The organism is Sphingobium fuliginis (assembly GCF_004152845.1).
Taxonomy (GTDB): Bacteria; Pseudomonadota; Alphaproteobacteria; order Sphingomonadales; family Sphingomonadaceae; genus Sphingobium; species Sphingobium fuliginis.
The window spans coordinates 638,489-655,911 of sequence record NZ_SEON01000002.1; the positions used below are offsets into that span (position 1 = coordinate 638,489).

19 protein-coding genes are annotated in these 17,423 nt (G+C 68.2%); 6 read left to right on the top strand and 13 right to left on the bottom strand.

Translation table 11 applies throughout. The features are described from left to right. The first annotated feature begins 92 nt into the window (after window positions 1–92). Entirely contained in the window at window positions 93–545 is a 453-nt protein-coding gene (locus EWH10_RS07830; protein WP_065847081.1) for a peptidylprolyl isomerase, read from the top strand. Here the strand turns inward: EWH10_RS07830 and EWH10_RS07835 are convergent. From EWH10_RS07835 to EWH10_RS07845, 3 genes are all read right to left on the bottom strand, one after another. Beyond that, a complete protein-coding gene (locus EWH10_RS07835) occupies window positions 535–1,206 on the bottom strand; it encodes a hypothetical protein (RefSeq protein ID WP_025549861.1) in 672 nt (223 codons plus the stop codon). The genes EWH10_RS07830 and EWH10_RS07835 overlap by 11 nt on opposite strands. Continuing rightward, the gene (locus EWH10_RS07840; RefSeq protein WP_065847084.1) at window positions 1,206–1,829 is read right to left on the bottom strand and encodes a hypothetical protein; all 624 of its coding nucleotides are present in this window, start codon (window positions 1,827–1,829) and stop codon (window positions 1,206–1,208) included. Before EWH10_RS07840 ends, EWH10_RS07835 begins: the two co-directional genes overlap by 1 nt. 124 nt (window positions 1,830–1,953) lie before the next feature. Continuing rightward, complete coding sequence (locus EWH10_RS07845) at window positions 1,954–2,418, bottom strand: DUF6456 domain-containing protein (RefSeq protein WP_025549859.1); 465 nt, start codon at window positions 2,416–2,418, stop codon at window positions 1,954–1,956. 97 nt (window positions 2,419–2,515) lie between these two features. On the opposite strand from EWH10_RS07845, the gene EWH10_RS07850 reads away from it, so the two are divergent. After that, the gene (locus EWH10_RS07850; RefSeq protein WP_044661396.1) at window positions 2,516–3,079 is read left to right on the top strand and encodes a helix-turn-helix domain-containing protein; all 564 of its coding nucleotides are present in this window, start codon (window positions 2,516–2,518) and stop codon (window positions 3,077–3,079) included. Window positions 3,080–3,209: 130 nt separating this feature from the next. Beyond that, a complete protein-coding gene (locus tag EWH10_RS07855; protein WP_044663001.1) occupies window positions 3,210–4,385 on the top strand; it encodes a glycosyltransferase in 1,176 nt (391 codons plus the stop codon). A gap of 185 nt (window positions 4,386–4,570) precedes the next feature. Here EWH10_RS07855 and EWH10_RS07860 read toward each other — a convergent pair whose 3' ends face one another. Further along, complete coding sequence (locus EWH10_RS07860) at window positions 4,571–6,250, bottom strand: molybdopterin oxidoreductase family protein (RefSeq protein WP_044661395.1); 1,680 nt, start codon at window positions 6,248–6,250, stop codon at window positions 4,571–4,573. A gap of 106 nt (window positions 6,251–6,356) precedes the next feature. Between EWH10_RS07860 and modA the strand changes: the two genes are divergently transcribed. After that, window positions 6,357–7,130: a molybdate ABC transporter substrate-binding protein gene (gene modA / locus EWH10_RS07865; RefSeq protein WP_044661394.1), complete on the top strand. Its 774-nt coding sequence runs from the start codon at window positions 6,357–6,359 to the stop codon at window positions 7,128–7,130. Between the two features lie 33 nt (window positions 7,131–7,163). On the opposite strand, the gene EWH10_RS07870 is transcribed toward modA, so the two are convergent. Further along, window positions 7,164–7,910 carry an HAD-IIB family hydrolase gene (locus tag EWH10_RS07870; protein ID WP_044661393.1) on the bottom strand — a complete coding sequence of 249 codons (747 nt, stop codon included), beginning with the start codon at window positions 7,908–7,910 and terminating at the stop codon, window positions 7,164–7,166. 122 nt (window positions 7,911–8,032) lie between these two features. Here EWH10_RS07870 and modB point away from each other — a divergent pair, with 122 nt between their 5' ends. Both modB and EWH10_RS07880 read left to right on the top strand, forming a co-directional pair. Further along, entirely contained in the window at window positions 8,033–8,731 is a 699-nt protein-coding gene (gene modB, locus EWH10_RS07875; protein WP_044661392.1) for a molybdate ABC transporter permease subunit, read from the top strand. Then, complete coding sequence (locus EWH10_RS07880) at window positions 8,721–9,329, top strand: ATP-binding cassette domain-containing protein (RefSeq protein WP_025549854.1); 609 nt, start codon at window positions 8,721–8,723, stop codon at window positions 9,327–9,329. The genes modB and EWH10_RS07880 overlap by 11 nt, the downstream gene beginning before the upstream one ends. Here the strand turns inward: EWH10_RS07880 and EWH10_RS07885 are convergent. From EWH10_RS07885 to EWH10_RS07920, 8 genes are all read right to left on the bottom strand, one after another. Continuing rightward, window positions 9,311–10,138, bottom strand: coding sequence for a phosphotransferase (locus tag EWH10_RS07885; RefSeq protein ID WP_044661391.1), 828 nt, complete (start codon window positions 10,136–10,138; stop codon window positions 9,311–9,313). The genes EWH10_RS07880 and EWH10_RS07885 overlap by 19 nt on opposite strands. Window positions 10,139–10,144: 6 nt before the next feature. Beyond that, the gene (locus tag EWH10_RS07890; protein ID WP_025549852.1) at window positions 10,145–11,419 is read right to left on the bottom strand and encodes a capsule biosynthesis protein; all 1,275 of its coding nucleotides are present in this window, start codon (window positions 11,417–11,419) and stop codon (window positions 10,145–10,147) included. Beyond that, on the bottom strand, window positions 11,412–13,049 hold the full coding sequence (locus tag EWH10_RS07895; RefSeq protein WP_044661390.1) for a capsular polysaccharide export protein, LipB/KpsS family: 1,638 nt from the start codon (window positions 13,047–13,049) through the stop codon (window positions 11,412–11,414). Before EWH10_RS07895 ends, EWH10_RS07890 begins: the two co-directional genes overlap by 8 nt. Window positions 13,050–13,160: 111 nt before the next feature. Further along, the gene (locus EWH10_RS07900) at window positions 13,161–14,459 is read right to left on the bottom strand and encodes a glycosyltransferase family 4 protein (protein WP_044661389.1); all 1,299 of its coding nucleotides are present in this window, start codon (window positions 14,457–14,459) and stop codon (window positions 13,161–13,163) included. A 30-nt stretch (window positions 14,460–14,489) separates the two neighbouring features. Continuing rightward, the gene (locus EWH10_RS07905) at window positions 14,490–14,930 is read right to left on the bottom strand and encodes an HIT family protein (protein WP_044661388.1); all 441 of its coding nucleotides are present in this window, start codon (window positions 14,928–14,930) and stop codon (window positions 14,490–14,492) included. A 108-nt stretch (window positions 14,931–15,038) separates the two neighbouring features. Beyond that, the gene (locus EWH10_RS07910) at window positions 15,039–15,674 is read right to left on the bottom strand and encodes a CoA transferase subunit B (protein WP_044661387.1); all 636 of its coding nucleotides are present in this window, start codon (window positions 15,672–15,674) and stop codon (window positions 15,039–15,041) included. Window position 15,675: 1 nt separating this feature from the next. After that, window positions 15,676–16,509: a 5'-nucleotidase, lipoprotein e(P4) family gene (locus EWH10_RS07915; RefSeq protein ID WP_044661386.1), complete on the bottom strand. Its 834-nt coding sequence runs from the start codon at window positions 16,507–16,509 to the stop codon at window positions 15,676–15,678. A 64-nt stretch (window positions 16,510–16,573) separates the two neighbouring features. Next, complete coding sequence (locus tag EWH10_RS07920; protein ID WP_044661385.1) at window positions 16,574–17,284, bottom strand: CoA transferase subunit A; 711 nt, start codon at window positions 17,282–17,284, stop codon at window positions 16,574–16,576. Window positions 17,285–17,423 lie beyond the last annotated feature (139 nt).

The window sequence follows — 17,423 nt, forward strand, 5'->3', positions numbered from 1 at the left end:
CCCATGCCCGTCACAATTGCAATGGCTTCCATCCCCGTCTTAACGCTCTATATGGTCCATCTCCCCAATTTTCCCCGAAGAGAGGATTTTTCATGGCCGACGACACCCTGACCCTCACCCTCGACAGCGGCGGCGACGTCGTCATCAAGCTGCGTCCTGACCTCGCCCCCGGCCATGTGGAGCGCATCAGGCAGCTCGCCCAGGACGGCTTCTACGACGGCGTGGTCTTCCACCGCGTCATCCCCGGCTTCATGGCGCAGGGCGGCGATCCGACCGGCACCGGCATGGGCGGGTCGAAGCTGCCCGACCTCAAGGCCGAATTCAGCCGCGAACCGCATGTCCGGGGCGTCTGCTCCATGGCCCGCGCGATGAACCCGAACAGCGCCAACAGCCAGTTCTTCATCTGCTTCGACGACGCCACCTTCCTCGACGGCCAGTACACCGTCTGGGGCGAAGTCACTTCCGGCATGGAGCATGTCGACGCCCTGCCCAAGGGCGAGCCGCCCAAGACCCCCGGCAAGATCCTGAAGGCGACTATTTCCTGATCGGATTGTCCGTGGCGGAGATGGCGTTGCCCGCCGTCTCCGTCGCTTCGCCGGCAGGCGGTTCATAGGGGCCGATGCTCTCTATATGCCAGCGGCGGTCCGCCTCGCTGGAGCCGGGCACGTCATTGGCCCGCCGCAGCGTCACCTGCCGCAGCCGATACCAGGGCTTGCCGTTCGCGGCCAGACGGCCATAGACCTGCACCGGCACCGTCACGAACAGCGATCCCGCCGCCCCCTCGATCGCGCCGGGCGCGCCCACCTGGGCATGGATTTCGCTGAACCCGCGAAAACGGGCGGCGAAGCGCGCATCGTCTTCCGCCCCCATGGCGCTGTTGTCGTTCCACAGGTCCTGCGCGTCATTATAGCGCTTTTCCTCCAGCAGGCCGTAATAGCCCTGCACCACCTGGGCGGCGCCCTGCGCACCCTTGGGATCGATGGAGTCTTCCTCCACCACCGGCCGCGGGTCGACCGGCAGGCCGCCGGGCATGCCCGGCGCGGGAGGATTCAGCGGCTCCAGAACCGCCTGCGCCTCCGCCCGGACATTATTTTCGACCTGCGCCGCATTGGCGCCATTGGCCAGATTGTCGATCGCGCTCTCCTCCCGGCCATCGCAGGCCGCGAGCAGGAGCAGGGCGATAACCGCGCCGGACCCAGGCCGCATCAGTCGCGCCGACCCCGCCAGCCCTCACGGCCGGAGCGGCCGCCGCCACCGGAACGCGCGCCGCCGTCGGACCGCGTGCGCGGCGTCCCCCAATTGCGTTCGGTCCGTGGCGTCGTCATATCCCCTTGTCCCCTTCCTGGCCCGGGCGCCTGCGCGCCCGCAGCGGGATTGCCCTGTCGGGCGTTCCGCCAATTCCCATTCCACCGCCCATTTCCATTCCACCGCCCATTTCCATTCCACCGATTGCCATCGCCGCCGGAACGCTCCCGCCAGCCCTGACGCGGTGCGCCATTGTTCCAGTTGCCGCGCCGGCCGTCATCGCGGCGGGCCTCCCGGCGTCCTTCCCAATAGCGGCGCTGGCCGTCGTTCCAACGCTGGCGATGGCCGCTGCGGTTGTACACATAATAGCCGCTGCCCGGATAGTAATAGCCGTCATACCAGCCCCCATAATAGCCCGGGCGATAATAGCCCGGACCCCAATAGTCATCATAATAGCCGCCGCCATAATAGCCGCTGCCCACGCTCACGCCGCCATAATAGCCATCGTCATAAGCACAGCCGCCCAGGGCCAGCGCACCGGCAAGGCCGATCGCCGCGAGGAACCTCCGTCCGGTCCAGGCCATTGCCTTTCTCCTTCATCCTGCATCCATGCCATGCATAACGCCGGCTGCTTGAATTGGTTGTGAATGGCCGGGATCGAAGAGAGGATCGGGCCGGCGGCGGGAAAGCGCGCGGCGGTCCCGGCCGTCACCCCGCCTCCCCCACCCGATACCAGGCGGCGACGCGGTCCAGCGCCAGCGTCAGCACCAGCTTGCCCGCCCGGGTCGGCCAGCCCAGCGCCTTTTCCGCCGCGCTCAACCCCTCGCCCGCGCAGGCCACCCGCCACAGCACATCGGCCAAGCCCGGCCCTGCGGCGCGGATCGCGCCGTCGAACCGCTCCCGCGCGGACAGTTGCGCCAGGCCCGGCTCCGCTCCCGCCGCGCCGCCAGCCCGCTGCCGCCCCGGCGCCGCATCCCAGCGCATCGTGATCCGCGGGCCCAGACCCGCCTTCTCCCAATCGGCGCGCAGCCTGTCGCCGGCAAGATAATGCCGCTCGCTCAAATGCCCCCGCGCATGCAGCCAGGCGAGGGGCGATTCGTGCAGGTTGACCGCGACCTTCTGCGCCCGGCCGAAGGGGTCCTCTATGATCTGTTCGACATATTGCGTGGCCATGGCGCTTCTCCTTGCAGCAATCCGATGCAGGGGGACTTGCCATGCCGGCCTGTTTGTAGGAAAGCGTTAAAACCAAATAGGTGAAACAGGACAAGATATGATCACCCGCATCCGGGAGGTACGCAAGGCCAAGGGGCTCACATTGGAACAGGTCGGCGCCTTATGCGTCCCGCCCACCACGGCCCAGACGATCGGCCGCCTGGAAACGGGCACCCGAACCGTATCGGTCAACTGGCTGAACCGCATCGCAAAGGCATTGGGCGTCGCCTCTTCCGAACTGGTCGCGCTGCCGGGCCAGAATGTCGTGCCCGTGGCCGCCCTGCTGGGGCCGGAGGGCGCCCGCGCGCCCACCCGCCCGCTCTCGCTCGCCCCGCCGGCCCCCGCGGACGCGATGGTGGGGGTGCAGGTATCGGGCAGCATCGGCGATTACCGCAGCGGTGACGAGATATGGTGCCGCCGCATCATGCCGGAGGAGTTTTCCAGCGTGCTCAACCGCGACCTGCTCTTGCCGCGCCACGCCGGGCGCTTCCTGTTCGGGCGGCTGATCGGGCGCGAGGACGACCGGCTGCACATCCTTCCCCTGGGCAGCGGCACGCGCCAGCAGGTGATAAGTGACCCACCCTGGGGCGCCGTGGCGGTCCAACTGGTCAGACGACTGTAGACAAAGGCGCTTTCATCCTTAACCCTGTCCTGACCATGTCTGCCGGAAAGAGACCCGCCCCAGCATTGTCCCGTCGGACGGCATCGCCGGACGCCCGGGGCAATGCGGGAACAAGAGATAGTTGGATGCGATGACGCTGAACGTCCTGATGCTCTCGACCCTGTTCCCGGACATGAGCCGCCCCAATTTCGGCGTCTTCGTGGAACGGCAGGCGCGCGAGCTGGCCAGCCGGGACGGCGTCAGGGTCACGGTGGTCGCGCCGCTCGGCATTCCGCCCTGGCCGCTGTCCAGCGCCGGGCGCTACGCCGCCCTGCGCGCCCTGCCCGCCAAGGAACGGTGGAAGGACCTGACCGTCCACCGCCCGGTCTTCCCCATCATTCCCAAATTCGGCGGCCGCTTCAACGTCCACAGCATGACCCGCGCCATCCTGCCGCTGGTCAGGCGCCTCCATGCGCAGCAGCCTTTCGACGTCATCGACGCCAGCTTCTTCTTCCCCGACGGCCCGGTGGCGCAGCGCCTTTCCCGCGCGCTCGGCATTCCCTATTCGGTGAAGGCGCGCGGCGCCGACATCCATTATTGGGGCACGCGCAAGGGCACGCGGAAGATGGTGAAGCGCGCCGCCGACGATGCCGCCGGCCTGCTTGCCGTGTCGGACGCGATGCGCCGGTCGATGGCGCGCATGGGCATCGACGGGGACAAGATCCGCGTCCATTATACCGGCGTCGACCTCGACCGTTTCGAAATAAGCGACCGCGCCGCCGCGAAGGAAAGCCTGGGTTTCGAAGGCCCGGTGGTGCTGTGCGTCGGCGCGCTCATCCCGCGCAAGGGGCAGGAACTGCTGGTCCAGGCGCTGCCGCAACTGCCCGGCGTCACGCTGCTGTTCGCCGGACAGGGGCAATATCGCCGCGCCCTGGAAAAACAGGCCGAGGAACTGGGCGTCGACCGGCGCATCGGCTTCCTGGGCTCGGTGCCGCACGATCGCCTGCCGCGCATCTATGCCGCCGCCGACGTCATGGCGCTCCCCTCCTCGTCCGAGGGTCTGGCCAATGCCTGGGTGGAGGCGCTGGCCTGCGGCACGCCGGTCGTGATCAGTGATGTCGGGGGAGCACGCGAACTGCTCGACCGGCCGGAGGCGGGCCGGATCGTCGCCCGCGAACCCGAAGCGCTGGCCGCCGCCATCAGCGATATATTGGTGAACCCGCCCGAACGGGAAGCCGTCCGCGAAGCGGCGCTACGCTTCACCTGGGCCGCCAATGGCGACGCGCTGCTGGAGCATCTCCGCGCCATCGCAGCTCAGCCGGCCTAAAGCGCTTCCCAGGCAGATGGAATCATCCACCGACCCGGAAAACGCAGTAAAACAAGCAGTAAAACAAAAGGCCTGGGACAGATCCCGGGATCGCCGGATCGATTGGTCGGGACGGCTCGAACTGGCCAAATCCTGCCGCTCCGGACGCACCCACATCCGGAATCCGAAGTTCGCCACCTTGCCGGTCAGCGGGCCCGAAAGGCGGCCTGATCCCAAAAGGCGATCAACCGCGCCTTGCCATCCGCCGTCGGGAAAAGCCCCTCGTCGAACGGCACCTCCCCCCAGCGCCACGGCGTCAGCTCATCATAAGCCGGGTTGGAGATCGGCGCATGCCGCTTGAGATTGAGCAACCGCCTGCCCTCGTTGCGATAGGCGGTCAGCCGCACATGCTCGCGATAGATTTCCGCGGGGCGCTCATAATGGAAGGCGTCGCGCCAACCCATGGCCTGCGCGATCCGGGTGAGTATCCACCAGTCGGGCTTGGTCTCTCCGGGCAGCGGGAACAACCAGCGCTGGCGGCTGATCAGCCGGTCGGCGCCGGTCAGCGTCCCATCCTTCTCGATCCATAGCGGGGACGGCAAGGCGACCATGCGCAGCGCGTCCATTTCCGGCTCGCTCCACGGCGTCATCAACAGGACCAGCGGCACCTGCTCCAGCAAGCTGCGGATCGGATGGGATGCCGTAGGCAGGCCGCCGGGCATCAGCAGCGCCTTGATGCGCCCCGCCTCTATCGCCCGGGCCAGCGCCTCGCCGGCCAGCCCCGGCCGGTCAGCCAGCCTCGTCGCGCCCCAGAAACGGCCGACCTGCGCCAGGGCATCCTCCGAAAAATCCCGGTGCGCGGCCAGTTCCCCGGCCCGGCAGCCGACTTCCCGCACGCCCATGCCGTTGGCGGCGTCCGTGACGGCGAAGGGCGCGGCGCCCGCCTTGCCGATGCGTCCGGTCGCCAGATGGAAATTGAGGATGGCGGCCGACAGGCGATGCGCTTCCTCGCCCTGCCCATGCGGGCTGAACAGCGTCACCAGCCGGGGCGCCGCCGCGACCTGCTCGTAGAAGGCACGCACCTCGCCCGGCGCCAGGCCGCAGGCGCGCGCCACCGACCAAAGGTCATGACCCCGGCTCAATCCCGCCCAGAAACCGGCCGGCACCGACAGCCTCCGTTCCAGAAATTCCCGGTCCAGCAAGCCATTGTCATGGCAATGCAGCAGCAGCCCGCTCAACAGCGCCGCCTCGCTGCCCGGCGCGACGGTCAGGCGCTCATCCGCCTCGACCTCCGGCCCGTCGCCCGCATGCGCGATCAGGATCAGGCGCGCGCCCTGCTCCGCCCGCGCCTCGGCCATCCTCTCGTGCAGCACCGGATGGCGGCGGGCCGTCGGCATGCCCACCAGCAGCAGCATGTCCGCCTGCGCCAGATCCTCATAGGCGGCGGGCATCACATCCTCGCCAAAGGCCGCGCGCTGCGCCGCCGCCATGCCGCCCGCCTCGCTGCAGGGCGCCTCGACATGCGCGGAGCCGATGAACCCCTTCATCAGCTTGTTGGCGACATAATAGTCTTCGGTCAGCAGGCCACCCGGCACATGCATCGCCACGCTGCCCGGACCATGACGGTCGATGACGGCGGACAGGCGGCGCGCGGCCTGGTCGATGGCGCGGTCCCAGCCGACGGCGCGGCCATCCACCACCGGCCGCAACAGCCGCCCCTCCAGCGCGAACATGTCCTTCAGCGCTTCGCTGCGGGTGCAGAGCAGGCCGCCATTGGCAGGATGCACGGGATCGCCCTCGATCGACGCCTCGCGCCCCTCGCCGGTGACGGCGCGGATGCCGCATCCCACGCCGCATTGACCGCAAAGCGAACGAACGACCGCCACGGTGCGATCAGGCCGGGACCGGCGGGGTCGGAAACATGGTCATACGCTCCCGCTTAACCGATGCAGGACGAAGACAAAAGGGTGCGCAACTGGCAGGACAAGGGTCATGCCGAAACCGATTCTCCGCGCGCTCGCGTCCATCGCCCTGTTCCTCCATATGGTGCCGGTTCCGGCCATGGCGCAGCAGCGCGGCCCGCTGGTGCTCGCCGCCGCCAGCATGCAGGAGGCGATGGGCGCCGCCGCCGATGCCTGGGCGGCGCAGCGCCATGCTCGGCCGGTCTTGTCCTTCGCCGCCTCCTCCGCCCTCGCCCGGCAGATCAGGGGCGGCGCCCCGGCCGACCTGTTCGTGTCGGCCGACGAAGACTGGATGGACGATGTCGAAAGGGCGGGCTTCGTGCAGCGCGGCAGCAGGGCCGACATGGCGGGCAACCGGCTGGTGCTGATCGCCCCGGCGCGCGCCCCGCTGAAGCTCCGCATCGCACGCGGCATGCCGATCGCTAGGGCGCTGGGCGACTCCCGGCTGGCCATGGCCAATCCGGACAGCGTGCCCGCGGGCAAATATGGCAAGGCGGCGCTGGGCGCGCTGGGCGTCTGGCCCGGCGTCGCCAACCGGCTGGCGCTGGGCGACAATGTGCGATCCGCCCTGACCCTGGTGGAACGGGGCGAGGCGCGGCTGGGCATCGTCTATGCGACCGACGCCCGCGCATCGAAGGCTGTCCTGGTGGTCGGCGCCTTCCCGGCGGGAAGCCATGCGCCGATCCGCTATCCCCTCGCCCGCCTGCGCGCGAGCCGGAACCCGGACGCGGAAGGCTTTCGTCGTTTCCTGCTGTCGCGGGCCGGCCAGAACATCCTCGCCCGCTACGGCTTCAGCCGCCCGTGACCCTGTTCCTCCCCTCCCGCAGGAAGGGGAAAGTCACCTCTGACAGGCCACGATCGCGTCGATCACCGCCAGCGTCTCCTGCGGATCGCGCACCCGCACCGTGTCCAGCCCCAGTTGCTTGGCCGGATAGTCGTTGCCGCCGGGGAAGATCGCATCGCCGATGAACATCATCGCCTCCAGCGCGATCCCGCTCGCGTCGCGCAGCTTCTTCAGGCCATAGGCCTTGTCCACCCCCTCCCGCGTGATGTCGATGGAGGTCGCCCCGCCCATGTTGATCGACAGCCCCGGCAGGCGCTGGCGCAGGTCCGCCTGGATCACCTTGCGCTTGGCGAAGTCGGGGTCCCACCCATCCTTGGCATGGATCGGCGCCTGCTGGCCCAGCGCGGAAAAGGTGATCTGGCTGCCCCGATCCTCGATCCGCTCGCCCCACACCTCTTCCGGCACGAAGCCCGTCGCCTCCAGCGAGGCGTCGAACGCCGCCAGGATCGCCTGCTTCTGCGCCTCCTCGAACAGTTCGGCATAGACCGGCGTCCACTGCCCGTCGCGATGGGTGTAGAGCTTGGTCCCCGTCGTCGGCATCAGCCACAGGCGCGAGCGGTCGGCGCGTTCCGGCAGGCGGCTCGCCACCTGCTTGTCGAATTGCGGCCAATCCCCGCCGGAGATCACCGCGACATGCGCCACCTGCAACAGCCGGGCCAGGGCGTCGCCCATCGCCTCGCGCAGCGGCTGCTTGCTCTCCGCCAGCGTTCCGTCGAGGTCGAAGGCAATCAGGTCTTTCATGCACATGCTCCAGTTTGAAGGGCTGTCCGGCTTTGCCCTCTGGCCTCGACCGATGCAATGCCGATGAGCGGGACATGACGGGGGGCTGGTGTTTTCCCCTATCCTGACCGAAAGAGGGCGGCATGATCCTCTCTGCCGATGAATGGGGCATCGTTGCGCTGTCGCTCCGGGTCAGTCTGGTGGCGGTCGGGCTGATGCTGCCGGTCGCCTTCACCTTCGCCTGGCTGCTCGCCCGCTCGCGCTTCCCCGGCAAGCTGCTCGTGGATGCGCTGATCCACCTGCCGCTGGTGGTGCCGCCGGTCGTCACCGGATGGCTGCTTCTGCTCCTGTTCGGCGCGAACGGCCCGCTCGGCAGGCTGTTCGAACAGATGCTGGGCGTCAGCTTCATGTTCCGCTGGACCGGCGCGGCGCTTGCCTCCGCGATCATGGCGATGCCCCTCATGGTGCGCGCGATGCGGCTGTCGATCGAGGGCATCGACCACCGGCTGGAACAGGCCGCGCAGACGCTGGGCGCGGGCCGGTGGCGCGTCTTCCTCACCATTTCGCTGCCGCTGTCGCTGCCGGGCATAGTGGCGGGACTGGTGCTCGGCTTCGCCCGCTCCATCGGGGAGTTCGGCGCGACCATCACCTTCGTTTCCGACGTTCCGGGCGAAACCCGCACCCTGCCCATCGCCATCTATTCCGCGCTGCAGATGCCGGGCGCCGAATCGGCGGTGACCCGGCTCGCCATCATCTCGATCCTGCTGTCGCTGGCCGCGCTGGTCGCATCGGAGGCATTGGCCCGCCGGGCGAGCGGCGGAAGGACCAACCATGTCCTTTGACATCGCCGTCGACCATCGCATCGGCGACCGCCTCATCCACCTGCGGGCGCAGGCAGGCGCCGGCCTTGTCGCCCTTTTCGGCCCCTCCGGCGCGGGCAAGACCAGCATCCTCAACATGGTCGCCGGCATATTGACGCCGGACAGCGGCCGGATCGCCGTGGCCGGCGAGACGCTGTTCGACAGCGGCGCGGGCATCGACATTCCCGCCGCCCGGCGGCGCGCCGGCTATGTCTTCCAGGACGGGCGGCTGTTCCCGCAGATGCGCGTGCGCGCCAATCTGCTCTACGGCCGCCATGGCGACGCGCCGCTGCCGTTCGACGCGGTCATGGACTTTCTGGGCATCGGCCATCTGCTCGACCGCTGGCCCGCCACCCTGTCCGGCGGCGAAGCGCAGCGCGTCGCGATCGGACGGGCGCTGCTGTCCGGCCCCCGATTCCTGCTGCTGGACGAGCCGCTGTCCTCGCTCGACCCCGCCCGGCGCGAGGAAATCCTGACCGTGATAGAACGGATGAAGCGCGATCTCGCCATGCCGATGCTCTATGTCAGCCACGACCGGGCGGAGGTCGAACGGCTGGCCGATCAGGTCATCGCGCTGTAGGGGGGCAGGCCCGCCCTAGCCAGGGCCCGGTTCAAATAGGCCAGGAAAGCCGCCTGCCTGACCGGCGCCCGCGCCCGCAACCAGGCCAGCGCAACGACGGCCCGCCATTCCGCGCCATGCTCCAGCGCCGGGGCGAGCCGCCTGTAGCTGGCGACATAATGGCGCGCCGCCCAGTCCCGCGCCATGTTGGTCAACCGATCCTGCGGCCCCTCGCCGAAGCGCAGCAGCATCTCCGTCCGCAACAGGTCGGGCACGAAGTCGCCACGCGCCGCCTTCGACCAGTCGATCGCCACCATGCCCGAAGGCGACAGCAAAATATTGCCGATGTGGAAATCGCCGTGCAGCAGCCGGTCGCCGTCCGGCAGTCCGTCCAGCAGCGCCACCGCCCCCTCCTGCAAGCCGCGATCCGCCGGGCCGTAAAGGATGTCCGTGCGCAACACCTGCCGCAGGGAGCGCAGGCCCGGCGCCGCCTCCCCGTGAATCCGCCGGTGCAGCGCCGCCATGTCGCGCAGGCACGATCCCGATTGCAAAGGCCGCAGCCGCATGCGCCGCATCAGCGTCGGCCCGGTCACTTCGGGATAGAGGATCGCCCGCCCCTCCGCCATGTCCAGCCGTCGCAGGGGCCGGGCGACCGGCAGGCCCGCCTCCGCCGCCAGCGTCGCCGCATCAACCTCGCGGGCGATCATCTCCTCCGACACGGCGGCGTGGAATATCTTGGCCACGCGCCCCTCGCCCACGCGGCAGACGCGCGAACTCGCGCCAGCGGCCAACGGCACCAGCGGGCCGGGCGGATCGTCCTGCTGCGGCACGCGCCCCTATCGCAAGGCCGCCCGGGCAGGCTGGCGGTCATGCACCAGCCGCGGCTCGGCCCGCGAAGGGGCGGGACGGGTCAGCCGCTCCACGGCATTGTCCACCAGCATCCGCAGCCCTTCCTCGCTCAGCAGGCCGCCCCGGATCAGGCAACGGTCGATCAGCACCCGGCGGAAAGCCGAATAGAGCGCCATGTCGGGCGCCCCCGGCGCGGACCAGAATTCGTCGAGCGAACGCCTGTGCACCACGCCCGGCACCTTGTAGACCGCATGGCCCAGCACGACCACCGGCTTGCCGGCGTTAAGCGCCAGCGTGCCCACCGTGCTGTTGACCGTCACCACGCCCAGCGACCTGTCGACCACTTCGGCAATGTCCCAGTCCGCCAGGTAGAAGACCCTGTCCCCGACGCCATATTGCGCCGCCAGCCGCCGCGTCAGCCGTCCCCAGGCGACCAGTCCCGGATCGAGCGGATGGCGCTTCACCACCAGGGCGGTGTTGGCGGGCGCATGGGCGGCGAAGCTCTTGATGACGAAGCGCAAGGCCGCGCGCATCGTGCCGAAGGGCGAATGGACGCGGATCTGATAGTCGGAATCGAGCTGGAGCGGCAAAGTGAAATAGGGCCGGTCGCACACCGCCCCCCATTGCTCGCGCGACCTGCGGCGCTCCGCCTTGCGCAGGTTCAGCTTCTTGAACCAGCCCGCCGTCTCCCACAGGAAGCTGTTGGGCCGGTGCGTGCGATAGAAGGGAAAGGCGGGCCGCATCAGCGCCGACGCCATGCCGTTGCGCCCGGTGTTGAAGGCGCGCTGCCGGAAGGTGGAGGGGATTTGCGGCTGCCGCCCATTCTCCTCGGGCGGCAGCGCCCTCGCCTGCTCCAGATACCATTCGGGGTCGAGCGGCAGGGTCGAATTGCCGTTCACGCCATCTTCCTGAAGCGTCAGGAAATCGGGGCGGATATACCCCTCCTCCACCACATGGACGCGCAGGTTGCGCAGCCGCGCCATCTTGTGGGCGGAGGCATGATAGGGGCGGCAATCGCCATAGAGGATCAGGTCCGTCACGCCATGATGGACGATATGGTCGTCGAAGAAGATCGGCCAGTTGCGGAACGTCCCGCGATAATCGGTCGCCCCCTCCCCCGGCCAGTCGACCTTGTCGCCGCCATTGATGTTGATGCGCAGCGCCCGATGCCCCCGCGCCCTCAGCGCCTCCGCCAGCATGGCGAAAAAGGGCCCATGCGGCCCCTGGAGGAACAGGAAGGTTCTGGCCTTGGCATCAACCATGGAAATACTCGGCGGACAAAGTCATAAATCTCTGCAACTTCCCCTGTAAAGTCCGCAGCCGGATCAACCATGAAACCGGGGCCGGCGCCCCGCTTGCCAAACGCTCGACCATGATTTCAGGTCCGCATGGCAAGCGCGTCACCGGGTCCAGATAGCGTGGATAGAGAATCAAGGCCCCGGCCACAAGCTGGTCCAGGGTGAGTTGACGCCCGCGCCGTCCGTTGGGGGCCGCCAGATCGCGGGTCAGCCCCCAGCCGGCATAGAAGGGCATGCCATGGACCGTCACCGGCCGCCCGCGCATCAGCGCCTCGAACCCGGTGAGGGAGGAGAGGACATGAACCTCGTCCACCGCCTGCACCAGCTCCATCAGCGGCGACCCGGTATCGATGGCGTCGGCCTGCTCCAGCACCGCCGCATCGCTCAGATGCCCCTTGCGCAGACCCGCCTGCACATCGGGGTGCGGGCGATAGACGATATGGGCGTCGGGCTCGGCCGCGCGCACCCGCTTCAGCAGGTCGAGATTGCCCGCCACCCCCGCGCCGCCATATTCGACCGACAGATCGTCCTCGACCTGCCCGACCGCCAGCACCGTGCGGCGACCCTGGGGCAGGCCGATCATCCGCCCCCCGCCCTTGCCATATTTGGTGACGCCGGAAGCCCGGATCTGCGTCAGCAGCCGCGCCGCCCGCCGTTCCAGCGCGGGCGTGAAGACGCAGGTCGCCAGCAGCAGCTCCATGTCGCTGGCGGAGCGCGCGTCATAATAGATGCCCGTCCGGTCGATCACCACCGATCCGGGCGGATGCAGCGCCGCGCCCAGCCCCTTCGACCGCAGGAAGCCGTCCTCCACCCGGGCGATGGTCACGCCCTGCCGGCGCGCATCCTCCATGGCGCCGGGCGTCACGCGCGACGGCCAGACCGCAAGCGCGCCTCCCCGCCGGGCGGCACGCCGCAGGCCCCTGCGCTCCGGCAGGAAGGGCGGCGACGCGACGCCGTCCCACAGGAACCGCCGGATCGCCTCCCGCTTCCACAAGGCCATGCCGCTCGCCGCCGCGATGCCATGATTGCCGTCCAGATGCCGCCGCCAGTCGGCCAGTTGCGCCACGGCCTGCACGGCATCGGCGTCCTCGCCGCTGAAACAGTCGCGATAGGTCGCCGCCGCCAGCGCGGCACGGGCGCTGTCACGCAGGACCGCCGGCTCGATGGCCGCGCCGTCCGCGCCGAAGACCGGCACATGCAGCAGCCCGGCGATGATCGCCAGTTCGTCGTCCGCCCCGGCATGAACGGAGGCCGCGCCCGCGATCAGCGCCCAGAGGTCGGTCGGTTCCGGCAGGACATGACCGGGGCCGGAGTCCGCGCCCCGCCCCGCCTTCCCCACAATGCCGATTTCCTGCCGCGCAAGGCCGTCCATCATGGCCTGCGGGACGGCCACGCCGGCCCGCGCGACCCGCCTGATGCCGACGGGCCGATGGCCCCAGAATGTGCCGCCGACCCGCGCCTCGGCGACGGCGTCCAGCAAGGCGTCGGAAACAGGCGCAGCCGCTTCGCCATCGCGCCGCATGCGACTGATCGCCGCCGTCGCGGGGTCAATGCCCGGAAAGGGGGGCGAGCGCAGAAACGGAGTCGCGTTCACGTTGAAAAGCCGCCCCCAGCCACAGATAGATCAGCGCGAATGGAGCGACGCTTCAGCCATTCGAAAACGCAATCCATACAACAGCTTCTGTGATCGCCCGGCACAGGGACGTCAAGCGGAAGCGCGAACCGTCATTTCGTCCAGCATGCCGGCGACGATGTCGAAATAATCCCCCCATGTCGGCGCCCGCCACGCCGCGATCCGCGCGATCTGCGCCGCCCGTTCGGGCGCATCGGCCTTGCTGTACGCCTCTATGGCCCTCAGCCAGCCGAGGCCGTCCAGCGGGTCGAGATAATCCGGCGCCTCGCCGCCCACCTCCCGATGCGCGACGATGTCGCTGCAGATCACCGGCACGCCCGCCGACAGGGTTTCGATCACCGGCATGCCATAGCCTTCCTCGAAGGAGGGCATCAGCATCGCCCGCGCCCCGGCGACCAGCGCGTTCATCTCATTGTCCGGCACGCTGCCCGCCTCGATCACATGGCCGCGCAGGATTTCCGCCCGCTCCAGCATGTCGACGACATTTTCATTTTCCCAGCCGCGCCGCCCGATCAGCACCAGCACCGGCGCCTTGTCGCCCCATCTCTCCACCAGCCGCCGCCAGATGTTGAGCAGCAGAAGATGGTTCTTCCGCGGCTCGATGGTCGAAATATAGACGAAATAGGGCCGATCCGGCACTTCATGGCTGCCCTCCACCACCATGTCCGGCGCGTCCGCGCCGAAATGGGCGACGCGGATCACCCGCCCCTCCAGGCCGCGCGTCAGGCGCGGCGCCAGCGCATCGATCGTCGCCTGGCTGTTGCCGATGATCCCGTCGGCATAGCGGTCGATCGTGCGCACCCGCTTCAGATGCTCCTCCGCGCCCTGCGGCCGGGCGAATTCGGGATGGGTCAGCGGAATGACATCATGCACCAGCGTCACGAAGCGCGCGCCCTCCGCCCGCAGGATCGCGCCGACCTGATCGGCGTCGTCCAGATGATGGGGCGACACCTGCAGATAGATGCGCGGCCCATGCGCCACCGGCACCGGGCGCGGGCGCAGCGCGATCAGGTGGCGGATCACCGCCGCCTTGCTCTCGCGCTCGTCCACCTGCTCCGTGTTGCGCCAGCGCGCCGCGGTGAAGGCCAGGAACTGGCGCACCGCCGCATCCTTCAGCCGCCCATAATAGCCGCCCGCCGGATGAACGGCGGCGAAGGCCAGCCGGTCCGGCATCCGCTCCAGCAATTCGCGGGCATAGGTGAACTCGACCCGGTCGATCCCGGTCGGCGCGGCATGGAAACTGCGGGACAGCAGCCGGGAAATGTCCAGGACGATCTCCGCCGGCCGGCTGCCGCCGGCGAAGCGCCGGCTCTCCCGCTTGGCGCGCAGCGCCAGCCGCGCGCCGGGGGCCTTGAAGGGCTTGAGCGCCACCTCAGGGCGCTTTCACGAAGGTCTGGCGCATCAGAACTGGGCGCGAATCTCTTCGGCCAGCTTCTGCAGTTCCGCCGGATCGGCAAAGTCGCCCTGCGCATGGGCGACGAAGCCGCGCGGCTGGCCTTCCCAGCGCGGCACGATGTGGAAATGCAGGTGGAACACGGTCTGCCCGGCAGGCGCGCCGTTGAACTGCGCGACATGGATGCCGTCGGGGTCCAGCGCCCTGCGGGTGGCGTTGGCGACCTTCTTCACCGTCGCCATCACCTGCGCCAGCGCCTCGTCCTCGACGTCCAATATGTTCCGCGCCTTCGACCATTTGGAAATGACCAGGCTGTGCCCCTTGGACTGCGGCTGGATGTCGAGGAAGGCATATGTATGCTCGTCCTCATAAAGCCTGGTCGAAGGAATCTTCCCAGCCAGGATCAGGGCAAAGACATTGCCATCGTCATAGGTGCCGTCGAGGCTCATCGTGCTTCCTCAGAGCGATTTGCAGGTGATCCGACTGGATCGCCGGTTAAGAAATCGCGGTAAACAAAAAACTTCGGAGCGGCGATCCGATTCGATCGGATCGAAGCTCTAGGACTGATAATGCGCACTGGTCTTGGCGGCGACTTCCTCCGCTGTCACGCCCGGCGCGCATTCGATGAGGCGGAACGGGCTGTCATGGTCGGGCCGCTGGAACACGCAGAGGTCGGTGACGATCATGTCGACCACATTCCTGCCCGTCAGCGGCAGGGTGCAGGCCGGGATGAACTTGGGACTGCCGTCCTTGGACGTGTGCTCCATGACGACGATGATCTTCTTGACGCCCGCGACCAGGTCCATCGCGCCGCCCATGCCCTTGATCATCTTGCCCGGGATCATCCAGTTGGCGATGTCGCCATGTTCCGAAACCTCCATCGCGCCCAGCACGGTCAGGTCGATATGCCCGCCCCGGATCATCGCGAAACTGTCGGCGCTGGAAAAATAGCAGCTGTGCGGCAATTCGCTGATCGTCTGCTTGCCCGCATTGATCAGGTCGGCATCCTCCTCCCCCTCATAGGGGAAGGGGCCGATGCCCAGCATGCCATTCTCCGACTGCAGCGTCACTTCCACGCCGTCGGGAATATGGTTCGCCACCAGCGTCGGGATGCCGATGCCCAGGTTCACGTAGAAACCGTCCTGCAATTCCTTCGCCGCCCGCGCGGCCATTTCGTCACGAGTCCAGGGCATGTTATTTCTCCCCATCGGCAGGCGCGGCCCACCTCTTGTCCAGCGGAAAAACCTCGTCGAAGCCGCCCTTGAGGCCGCTTCCATAAACCGGATTGGGCAGGACGAACCAGCCATTGCCCCACATCTGCGCGATCGCCGGCCGCATGGTCGCGGCACGCCGCGCCGTCACCGGCGGTCCGCCATTGAACAGGTCCGAAAAGTCGCCCAACTGGTCGCCGCCCATGGCGATGACGCAATATCGCGCCGCGATCGTCGCCCGCCGCCCGTCCTTGCGCGATCCCATGGCGTCGTCGCCGCTCAGGAACAGCGTCTGCCCATGCACGGCATCGCCCAGACCGGCCGCCTTTATGGCGCGGACGGTCGGCTCGACATTCCCGGCGGTGCGATTGGTGTTGAACACCACCGTCACGCCCATCTGCCGCAGCGCGCGCACCATCCGGTCCGCGCCCGGAACCGGCGCGACCGCAGCTTCGCCCGTCCTTTCCCACGCATCCCAGGCGGCCGTGTCGAATCCCCTGCCCGTCCGCGCTGCATGATATTCATAGCCGATGTTGAGCATCACCGTCTCATCGACATCGAAGACGGCGGCAAGGGGCTTTGCGCCGCAGGGCACGAAGCGCGGATCGTCGAGGCCTGCGCCTTCGGCCAGGATCACGCTGTCGGCCGGGCGCGCCTTCACCTTCGCCGCGACATGCGCCAGCAAAGCCCGATAGGCCTGGAGCGAAAGCGCCGAAGCCTCCCCCGACCCATAAAGATACTGCATCCCGGCCGGGGGCGTTTCGGGCGCGACCGGAACCGCCGCCGGCCGATCGGCCGAACAGCCCGCCAACATCATCGAAACCGCCAGGCCGACAGCCCCCCTCCCACTCGCGGGAGGGGTCGGGGAAGGGCATGTCACGTCAAACCGCCTCCCTCTGGCGGACGGTGCGGAATTCGATTTTCTTGTCGTAAGGCGCTCCGACGATCATGCGCTTGACGTAGATGCCGGGCAGATGGATCGCATCGGGGTCGAGGCTGCCGGTGGGCACCACCTCCTCCACTTCCGCGACGCAGATCTTCGCCGCCGTCGCCATGGGCTGGTTGAAGTTGCGCGCCGTCTTGCGGAAGATGAGGTTGCCGCTCTCATCGGCCTTCCAGCCCTTGATGACCGCCACATCGGCGAAGATGCCGCGCTCCAATATATAATCCTGCCCGTCGAAGCTCTTCACTTCCTTGCCCTCGGCCACCGCCGTGCCGACGCCCGTCCTGGTGTAGAAGCCCGGAATGCCCGCGCCGCCCGCCCGGCAGCGTTCGGCCAGCGTGCCCTGCGGGCAGAACTCCACCTCCAGCTCCCCGGCCAGATATTGCCGCTCGAACTCCTTGTTCTCGCCCACATAGCTGGAGATCATCTTCCTGACCTGCCGCGTGCGCAGCAGCTTGCCCAGCCCCTCGCCATCTACCCCCGCATTGTTGGAGGCGATGGTCAGATCCCTGACGCCCGAATCCCGGATCGCATCGATCAGCCGCTCGGGTATCCCGCACAGACCGAACCCGCCAGCGCACAGATGCATGCCGTCGAACAGCAAACCCTCCAACGCACTCGCCGCATCGGGGTAGAGCTTGTTCACCATCGCCTGTCCTCCTGCCGGGAATCCGCCCAAGGAGATAGAAGCAACCCGACGAAGGGTCAATTTGCTGCAACGGCGAAAGTCGCAACCCCACCGATACCGCAATAACTCCCGCGCAGGCGCTCCAATGAGGCAGGCGGCT